This window comes from Bradyrhizobium oropedii (genome assembly GCF_020889685.1).
Classification (GTDB): Bacteria; Pseudomonadota; Alphaproteobacteria; order Rhizobiales; family Xanthobacteraceae; genus Bradyrhizobium; species Bradyrhizobium oropedii.
The window spans coordinates 1-8915 of record NZ_JACMYO010000270.1; the positions used below are offsets into that span (position 1 = coordinate 1).

The 8915-nt window shown below is 65.5% G+C and carries 7 protein-coding genes; 3 read left to right on the forward strand and 4 right to left on the reverse strand.

The features are described from left to right. A partial coding sequence (locus H8A95_RS39720; protein ID WP_229187993.1) for an N-acyl-D-amino-acid deacylase family protein occupies positions 1–1685 on the reverse strand: 1685 nt, incomplete at its 3' end. A gap of 122 nt (positions 1686–1807) precedes the next feature. Here H8A95_RS39720 and H8A95_RS39725 point away from each other — a divergent pair. Further along, the gene (locus tag H8A95_RS39725) at positions 1808–1945 is read left to right on the forward strand and encodes a hypothetical protein (protein ID WP_229187994.1); all 138 of its coding nucleotides are present in this window, start codon (positions 1808–1810) and stop codon (positions 1943–1945) included. Between the two features lie 214 nt (positions 1946–2159). After that, the gene (locus tag H8A95_RS39730; RefSeq protein ID WP_229187995.1) at positions 2160–3728 is read left to right on the forward strand and encodes a CYTH and CHAD domain-containing protein; all 1569 of its coding nucleotides are present in this window, start codon (positions 2160–2162) and stop codon (positions 3726–3728) included. Positions 3729–3762: 34 nt separating this feature from the next. Here H8A95_RS39730 and H8A95_RS39735 read toward each other — a convergent pair whose 3' ends face one another. After that, positions 3763–4995 (reverse strand): MFS transporter, encoded by a 1233-nt coding sequence (locus tag H8A95_RS39735; RefSeq protein WP_229187996.1) that lies wholly within the window; start codon positions 4993–4995, stop codon positions 3763–3765. Positions 4996–5228: 233 nt separating this feature from the next. On the opposite strand from H8A95_RS39735, the gene H8A95_RS39740 reads away from it, so the two are divergent. Continuing rightward, positions 5229–6476 carry an ATP-grasp domain-containing protein gene (locus tag H8A95_RS39740; protein ID WP_229187997.1) on the forward strand — a complete coding sequence of 416 codons (1248 nt, stop codon included), beginning with the start codon at positions 5229–5231 and terminating at the stop codon, positions 6474–6476. A 168-nt stretch (positions 6477–6644) separates the two neighbouring features. On the opposite strand, the gene H8A95_RS39745 is transcribed toward H8A95_RS39740, so the two are convergent. Together H8A95_RS39745 and H8A95_RS39750 are read right to left on the reverse strand one after the other, a co-directional pair. Continuing rightward, the gene (locus H8A95_RS39745) at positions 6645–6818 is read right to left on the reverse strand and encodes a hypothetical protein (protein ID WP_229187998.1); all 174 of its coding nucleotides are present in this window, start codon (positions 6816–6818) and stop codon (positions 6645–6647) included. A 110-nt stretch (positions 6819–6928) separates the two neighbouring features. After that, positions 6929–8915: TonB-dependent receptor (locus tag H8A95_RS39750; RefSeq protein ID WP_229187999.1), on the reverse strand; the 1987-nt coding region annotated here is incomplete at its 5' end.

Consider the following 8915-nt stretch of genomic DNA (forward strand, 5'->3'; position numbering starts at 1 on the left):
CCCGGGCGCGCGCCGGTGGCTTGCCCCGCGCGCTGCGTCACGACGCCCGACACGATGGTGGCATCGTAGCCGTCGACCTGCTGCAACAGGCGCCGGCCGCCGACCGGGAGGTCGTAATGCACCTTCGGCGGATGCAGATGCAGCCGGTCGTAGTCGATCACGTTGACGTCGGCCTTGAAGCCCGGCGCGATCACGCCGCGGTCGGTGAGGCCGACCGACAGCGCGGTCTTGCGCGACTGCGCCGCGATCACGAACGGGATCGAGAGCTTCTCGCCGCGGCTGCGGTCGCGCGTCCAGTGCGTCAGCAGATAGGTCGGGAAGCTGGCGTCGCAGATGATGCCGCAATGTGCGCCGCCGTCGGACAGTCCGGGCACGGCGCTCGGCTCGCGCAGCATCTCGTGCACGGCATCGAGATTGCCGTCGGCGTAATTCAGGAACGGCACATAGAGCATGCCGCGGCCTTCGTCGGTCAGCATCGCGTCATAGGCGAGCTCTTCCGGCTGCCGGCCCTGGCGGCGCGCCTGCGGGCCGAGCGCGTTCTCCGGCGGTTGCTCATAGTCCGGCGGATTGCCCAAGAGGTACATCTTGTCGTAGTTCGGCCGGAAGAACAGCGGATCGTCGGTTGCGGTTGCGCTCTCGCTCAGGATCGCGGCGCGTACCTCGGGCCGCCGCAGATGTGTCAGCCGCTCGGCCAGCGGCAGCTTCGCGATTTCGCGATAGCTCGGATGGGTCTGGAACGGGTTGCGCGACAATTCCAGCCCAAGCAGCAGCCCGACCGGGCGCGCCGCGATCTGGGTCGTGATCGACAGGCCGCGGGCGGCGGCTTCATTGATGGTGTCCATCGTCTGCCGCCAGCGCCGCGGCGCCTTGTCGGCCTGCGCGACGGAGAACGAGATCGGGCATCTGGTGTTCTCGGCGACCCGCAGCATCATCGGCAGGTCTTCGTGCACGGTGCTCTGGTCGAGCACGAATTGCAGCACGCTGCGGCCGACGCCGTGCATCGCGCCGGCGATCGCGGTCAACTCATCCTCGCCCGCTTTCAGCGTCGGCGTGTAGTCGCCGGTCGAGGTGCGGTGGTTGAGCGTGCGCGAGGTCGAGAAGCCCAGCGCGCCCGCACGCACCGCATCACCGGCGAGCGCCGCCATCGCCTTGTTGTCCTCCACCGTTGCGGGATCGCGGCGCGCGCCGCGTTCGCCCATCACATAGACGCGGAGTGCCGCGTGCGGCAGCTGCGCGCCGATATCCATGTCGAAGCTACGTTTGGACAGCCACTCCATGTAGTCGGGAAAGCTTTCCCACGCCCAGGGAATGCCGGCGCTTAGCACCGGCTCGGGAATATCCTCGACGCCCTCCATCAACTGGATCAGCCTGCCGTGGTCGCTCGGCCGGCACGGCGCAAAGCCGACGCCGCAATTGCCCATGATCGCCGTGGTGACGCCGTTCTGCGACGACGGCGTGATGTCCTGGCTCCAGGTCACCTGGCCATCGTAATGGGTGTGGACGTCGACGAAGCCGGGCGCCACCAGTTTGCCGCGGGCGTCGATCTCTTCCTTGCCTTTTGCCGCGACCTTGCCGACTTCGGTGATCTTGCCGCCTGAGATCGCAACATCGGCTTCATAGAGGTCGCCGCCCTTGCCGTCGGCGATGTTGCCGCCGCGGATCACGAGGTCTGGGGTCGAGGTCATGGCGTTTCATCCCGAGGCTGTTCTTGGTTGTCCGGCATCATGGGTGAGCCCTTGATGCTGTCAACCATCGCCGGTGAAGCTCTGGGATGCGCCGGCGGTGATTTGGCAGTGGGGATTGCGCGTTGCGGAAATTTGACCCCGCCGACCAGCGGCTGAAGCTAACAGGTCTCGCGGCCGATCATCTTGCCGAACTGTCTGCGGTTCATCTCGATGAGCTGTCGCGGATCGAGCCGCTCTTGAAGCAGGTGCTGTCGCGGTGATCGGAATGAATTCCTGCTGCGCATAACGCTTCGCGCCCGCGCAGCGCGCTTCTCGCGCTTGGATGGCGATGCGGCCAAATCCAACTTAAAGGCGCGGTTTTAGATACAATTCGCGGCCAATGCAGGCTGCAATGGCGCGATATGCCTTGTCATTGTCATGAAACCTTCATAGACCATGCCGGGGGCGATATCATTGAATGGACGGCGGCCGGTCGTGACCGATGCGGGCACTGCCATTGCCGTCAGGCATGGCGATCAAGCGGAAGTCGAGCTCAAGCTGCTCGCGCCGCAAGGAAGCCTCGAAAAGCTACGCGATGCACCCTGCATCGTGCAGCACGCGCGCAATCGCGGCGCATTTCATCGGCTGGAAACGGTGTATTACGACACGCCGGAGCGACTGCTGTTTCAGCATGGCATGTCGCTGCGTGTGCGACGCAGCGGCCAGAACTTCATCCAGACGCTGAAACTTGCCCCCGATCCCGCGCAGCCTCTGATGCGACGCCAATGGGAAATGCCGGTTGACGGCATCGTCCCTGATCTGAGGCTGCTCCCCGCCGACGAGGTCGGCGATCCCGTGGCGGCGCTGAGCAACGACGCGCTGGTAGCGGTTTTCGCGACCAAGGTACGCCGGCACGCGCGGCAGCTCGATCTGCCCGATGCATCGGTTGAAGTCGCTTTCGACGAGGGGACGATCGAGGCCGATGCGCGTCGGGAGGTCCTGTCGGAAATCGAGCTTGAACTGAAGAGCGGCAATGCCGCTGTCCTGTTCGACCTGGGAACGCAGTTGCTCGATGCTGCGCCGTTGCAGATCGGCACACGCAGCAAGGCGGAACGCGGCTATGCGCTCGCGTTCGATGCCGCGCCATCGGCAGCGAAGGCCGAGTTGTCAGGCATCACCGCGGAGCTCGCGGTCGACGACGTCATCGCATTGCTGGTCGGTTCCTGCTGGCATCATCTTTTGAAGAATCACGCGGTGGCCGAGCAGGGATCGGACCCCGAAGGCGTGCACCAGATGCGCGTGGCCTTGCGGCGCTTGCGGACGATCTGTGCGCTGTTCCGGCGCGATATACCATCGCCGGCATTCCTGGCGGTCAACAGCGAAGCAAAATGGCTGATGCGCCAACTCGGCCAGGCCCGGGATTGGGACGTCTTCGCCGAAACGACGATCACCCGCCTGGTCAGTGCGGTTCCGGACATCGACCTGGATGGCCTCCGCAAGGCGGTCGAGCAGCGCCAGAAGTCAAGCTACGGTAACCTGCAAGGCGTTCTGGCCGATCCCCGATGCAGCCGCTTCCTGCTCTCCCTTGGGCAGCTGGTGGAGCGCCGCAGCTGGCGCAACGAGATCGACAGCGAAGCGCTGGCGATCTTGTCGCAGCCCATGCCGGTGCTTGCCGATCAAATCCTGCAACGGCTGCATCGCAAGACGTTGAAGCGTGGTGCGCGCTTCCGGCGGCTCGATATCCACGCGCAGCACAATCTCAGGATCAACCTCAAGAAGTTGCGTTATGCGGCGGAGTTCTTCCTGCCGCTCTATGCCGCCCACGCGCCGGCGAAGCGCTATGTGAAGCGGCTCGCCGGGCTGCAGGCCAGTCTCGGGCGGGTGTGCGACATCGGAAGCACGCGCGTGCTGCTCCATACCATCGCGCAGGACGACCGGCCTGAGCTTCATCTTGGTATCGGCGCGATGGCCGGCTGGCTGGCCCGCGATCAGATCGCGGTCGCGAAAGCGCTGCGCAAGAGCTGGCGGCGGTTCAAGACGACGCCGGCATTCTGGGGCCGGTGAGTCCTGCTGCGGCAGCCGCTCCGCGCGGTTTGCGCTAACGGGGCTGCGGCTGGACTGCAACCGCGGAGGCCTGCGGCTTGCGTTCGGTGACCAGCGCAAGCAGCACGGTCAGCACCATGAAGCCGACCGAGGCGCCGAACACCCAATGCGGCATGTGCTGGTCCATGATCCAGCCGAACAGCAGCGGGCTGACGATGCCGCCGAAATTGAAGCCGGTGGAGACGATGCCGAAGGCGCGGCCGGCAGCACCGGGAGGCGCTGCGTTGCGCACCATCATGTCGCGGGACGGCGCGATCACGCCGCCGAGGAATCCGGCAAGCCCCATCGCGAGCGTCAGCGCCACCGGCGGCAGCTTCAGCAGCGCGATCAGCAACACCAGCACGGCGTTGACCGCGAAGCAGGCCGCGGCGAGCTGGCTGTGGCGATGGGTCCAGTCGGCGAGATAGCCGCCGGCGAGCACGCCTGCAGCGCTGGCGCCGAGGAATGCGGTCAGCGCGATGTTGGCGGTGGAGAACGACGCGCCGTAACCGCCCATCAGCGCGACCACGCCGAAATTGTTGATGCCCGAGGTCGACAGGCTGAGCAGCGTGAAGAAGGCAGTCAGCACCATCAGCGCCGGCGTGATCACGCTGGCCTTCTGCGCGGTGTCGTCCTTCGGCTTGTTCTTGTTGGCGCCGGCATCGGGAATCCCGAGCACGATCAGAAACAGCGCCACCAGCGGTCCGACCGCGCCGGCGACGATCAGCGCGCCGAGGCCGCCGATCGAGGCGACGAGCGCCGCCATGATCGCAGGCGCCACCGCACCGCCGAGGAAGCCGGCAAAGGTGTGGATCGAGAAGGCGCGGCCCATCCGCGCCTCGTCCATATGGGCCGAGAGGATCGCATAGTCGGCCGGATGATAGACGCTGTTGGCGAGGCCGAGCAGCACGGCGCAGACGATCAGCGAGGTGTAGCTGAGATGCAGGCCGAGCCCGATCAGCGCACAGCCGCCGATGGTGAGCCCGATCAGCAGGATCTTGCGTGCGCCGATATGGTCGGCGAGGTAGCCGATCGGCGCCTGGGTCAGGCCGGAGACCACCGCGAACACCGTCAGCGCCAGGCCGAGCTCGACATAGCCGACGCCGAGTTGCTGCTTCAGGAACGGGAACAGCATCGGCAGCACGAAGATATGGAAATGGCTGACCCAATGGGCGACAGAGATCCCGGTCAGGGTGCGCACTGCGCTGTCGGCTCTCGCTTGCTGCGGTGCGGCCAGAATGTCGACCATTTCAGAAACAACCCGTTCTTCCAGAGCGTTTTCGAGCGAAGTGGGCACCGGTTCGCGTGAAGAAAACGCGTCAAACAAAAAGGAATACCCGGCGAGGGCCCACCGAAAATAGAGACTGGCCGCTAATTGTCCATGAACGCAGGCGCATGGCTGCCCCCGGCGCGGGCGTGCCGGATCGACACATGCGGCATTAAAAGCGGCGACAAAGTGCGGCGGCGCGGTGATGATCGGTTATGATCGACGCCAAAAAGCAGCTCAAGGTGCTTGTGTCAGAGGGCTCCAGCACCTCGGGCCGCGAGGCGATCACGATCCTGGGGCTGGCCGGCCATCACGTCGAGGTCTGCGATCCCTCGCGCTGGTGCCTGGCGCGCTATTCGCGCTTTGTCCGCAAATATCACCATTGTCCGCCTTTGCGGTCAGATCCGGCCGGCTACCTCCGCTTCGTCGAGCGGCTATTGGCGTCGCAGCATTTCGATGTGCTGCTGCCGACCCACGAGCAGGGATTCCTGTTCGCCCGCGCCGCGGCGCGGCTGACGCCACGTATCGGCCTGGCGCTGCCGGAGTTCGCCTCCTATCGCGCCGTGCACAGCAAGGCCGGCTTCAGCCGTCTGCTCGACCAACTCGGCCTGCCGCAGCCGCCGACCCGGATCGTGAGCTCGGCCGAAGAGCTGCGCGACGGCCTGCGGTTTCCTTCCGTGGTCAAGACGTCGGTCGGCACCGCGAGCCGCGGCATCTGGTTCGTGCGCGACGCCAGCGATCTCAATCGCGCGCTCTACGATCTGGAATCATCAGGTGATTTTGCCGGCGGGGTGCTGGCGCAGGACCTCATCACCGGCACGGTCGAGAAAGCCCAGTCGGTGTTCTGCCGCGGCACGCTGACTGGCTTCCACGCCTACCGGCAGATCGCGGCCGGCATCGGCGGCGGCGAGGCGATCAAGGAAAGCGTGAGCCGGCCGGCGATCCGCGCCTGTGTCGAGGCGATCGGCGTGCATCTCGGCTGGCACGGCGCGCTCTCGGTCGACGTCATCATGCCGCTCGACAGCGCAACGCCGCTCCTGATCGACTGCAACCCGCGGCTGGTCGAGCCCATGAATGCGTACCAGTCGGGCATCGATCTGGTCGGCCTCCTGCTGCGCGTCTCGCTTGGCCAGACGCCGGTGCCGCTGGCCGAGAGTCGCGCCGGGGTGCGGACTCATCTCGCTATGCAGGCACTGCTCGGCAGCGCGTCGCGCGACGGCACCCGGCGCGACCTGATCAGGGAATGCGGCCGCATCGCCGCGGGCGAAGGCCTCTATCGCGGAAGCAGCGAAGAGCTGACGCCGGTGCGGCTCGATTGGCTCAGTGCCGTGCCGCTGGCTATGACCACCGCGCTGCTGCTGGCATCGCCTCCGATCGCCTCATCGCTGGCCCGCGGCGGCTTCGGCGCGCATCTGCTCGATCGCGGGAGTATTGCAGAGATCGAGAGCGAGGATTTCGCCTAACTCCATCCCCACGTCGTCCCGGGCAAGCGAAGCGCGACCCGGGACCCAAAACCACTGCTAGCGATTATTGCATACCGCTGGGGCCACAGCCTATCTCAACAACCCGACCCTGTGGTTATGGGTCCCGGCTTTCGCCGGGACGACATGGGGATGGATATCGCTTATCCCTCACAACGGCTCGTCATCATTGCCGTAGCGGTCGATCTTCGGCGTGGCGATGTCGCCGTCCTCGTAATAGTCGTCGTCCTGCTTTGATGCAGGCGGCGGAGGCGCCTTCGACTTGTCGTCGGTCTTCTCTTTGATCTTGGCGCCGCCCTTGCTTGTCTTTCCGGCCTTGGCCATGCGTTTCCCCTGCACGGGTCAAATCAGCTGCCGGAATTCTAACCAGTTTGGTGGCGCTTGTAACGTGAGGAGACGATGCGGCGGGGTCACACCCCGCTGCGCTGGACCGCTTAGAACGTCGCACCCGCCTTGACCATGTAGGTGCGGCCGGGCAGCGGATAGGCCGAGAAGCGACCCGCCGTGAACGAGCTCGCGATGGCGTAGTCGTAGTAGAGCGCGTTGAACAGATTGTTCACGCTCAGCGACCAGAAGAAGCGGTCAACCTGTCCGCTTAGCTTCAGATCGGCAGTGGCGTTGCCGGGAATTTTGCTCTGGGTGTTGGCCTGGTCGTTGTCCATGATGCGCGCGCTCCAGGCCCGCACGGTGGCATCGAACACCAGATAGTTCTGCCAGATACTCCAGGTCACGCCGAGATTGCCGGTATAGCGCGACACCAGCGGCACGTCGTTGCCGGCCCACATGCCTTCGCGGAACACCGCACGGGTGATCGCCATGCCGCCGCGCAGGGTGACGGTGTCGCTGACTTTCAGCGAGGCGCTGGTTTCGCTGCCGTAGCGGCGGGTGGGGTCGAGGTTGACGTTGTAGAACAGCGCCGGGTTGAAATGGATCTCGTTCTCGAGATCCATCAGATAGACGCTGGTCTGGACCTGAAACAGATTGGTCTTGACCCGGAAGCCGCCCTCGACGTCCTGCGACGTCTGGGTCTTGAGCTGAAAGTTCTGCGGGATCGGGGCGAAGGTCAGCGGGTCGAAGGACGGCCCCGACGCGACGCGCTCGTCGACATCGGGCGTACGGAATGCGCGCGCCGCGCGGCCGAACACCGAGAAAGTGTCGGTGAAGCGATGCTCGACACCGACGTGCAGCGCGTATTGCGTCTCGTTGCTGTCGAGCGGCGCCGCCTGGGTGTCGAAAGCGAACGGCGCGTTCGGGTCGTAGCGATCTCGCGCCGAGACGTTCGTGTTCTGCACGCGGGCACCGTAGGAGACATCGGTGGTGGGCAGCAGGCCGATCGTATGCTGCCAGTACCCGGCCACGGTCTGCTGCCCGATGTTGTAGATGTGGTAGGGGGCGACACCCTGGTAGGCGCCGCGCGCCTCGCGGAAGGTCGAATCGTAATAGTCGATGCCGGTCAGGATCGTCGACGGCATGCCCAGCACGACGTTCTTGACGCTGAGCCGCGGCGTGAGCGACCAGGTCTGCAACGCCGCGTCATTGTAGGTCGAGGCGAAGCTGATTGTCGGCACGGTGCCGAAGAAGCCGCTTTGCGTCTCACGCTGCCGCCAGCCGCCGTCGACGATGAGGTCGACGCCGTTCATCAGTGTCTTGGTGAAGCCGGCCGTGACGCTCGAGGTCTGCTGGTTGGCATAGTCGAAGGGCGTGGCCGCGCCGCGGCGATCGGTGAGCAGTTCGTTGACGCCGATCGACGGATCGACCAACCGTCCGCCGGGCAGGCCGAGCTTCTGGTCGCTGCCGGTGACGGTGAGGAAGGCCGTGAGATCTGATGTCGTGTAGTTGACGTTGCCGACGGCATTGCGCTGGTCGAGAGCATTGTTGACGCGGTAGCCGTCGGACTTGATGCCGTTGCCGTAGAACGAGGTCGACCACGGTCCTGAATTCAGCGCCGCAGAGACCGCGGCCATGCGGGTGTTGAACGAGCCGTATCCGGCCTCGGCGCGCATCGTGGCGGGCGGACCGCCGGCGCCGGTCTTGGTGATGATGTTGACGGCGCCGCCGACCGCGTTGTCGCCATAGAGCACGGCGCCGCTGTTGCCGCGCGTGATCTCGATCCGCTCGATCGAATCGAGCGGGATCGTGGTGAGATCGAAGCCGGCCTTGTCGACGTCGTTGAGACGGCGGCCGTTGAGCAGGAACAGGGTGTTGTCGGAGGCGAACGCGCCGAAGCCGCGCAGGTCGACCAAGGTCTTGGCGCCGTTCGGCCCGCCGTAAAGCGATTGCAGCTGAACGCCGGGCACCTGCGCCAGGATTTCCGGCAGCGATTGCGATGGCGAATGCGCGATGTCGTCGGCCGTGATCACGGTCGAGGAGGAGCCGACGATGCCGGCGAACTGGCGGCCGCCGCCGGTGCCGCCCGTTCCG

What these genes read in the sequence shown, in the direction of transcription:
- H8A95_RS39735 (WP_229187996.1), bottom strand. Translation starts at nt 4,995, where the DNA reads ATGGTCGACATTCTGGCCGCACCGCAGCAAGCGAGAGCCGACAGCGCA.
- H8A95_RS39740 (WP_229187997.1), top strand. Translation starts at nt 5,229, where the DNA reads ATGATCGACGCCAAAAAGCAGCTCAAGGTGCTTGTGTCAGAGGGCTCC.
- H8A95_RS39745 (WP_229187998.1), bottom strand. Translation starts at nt 6,818, where the DNA reads ATGGCCAAGGCCGGAAAGACAAGCAAGGGCGGCGCCAAGATCAAAGAG.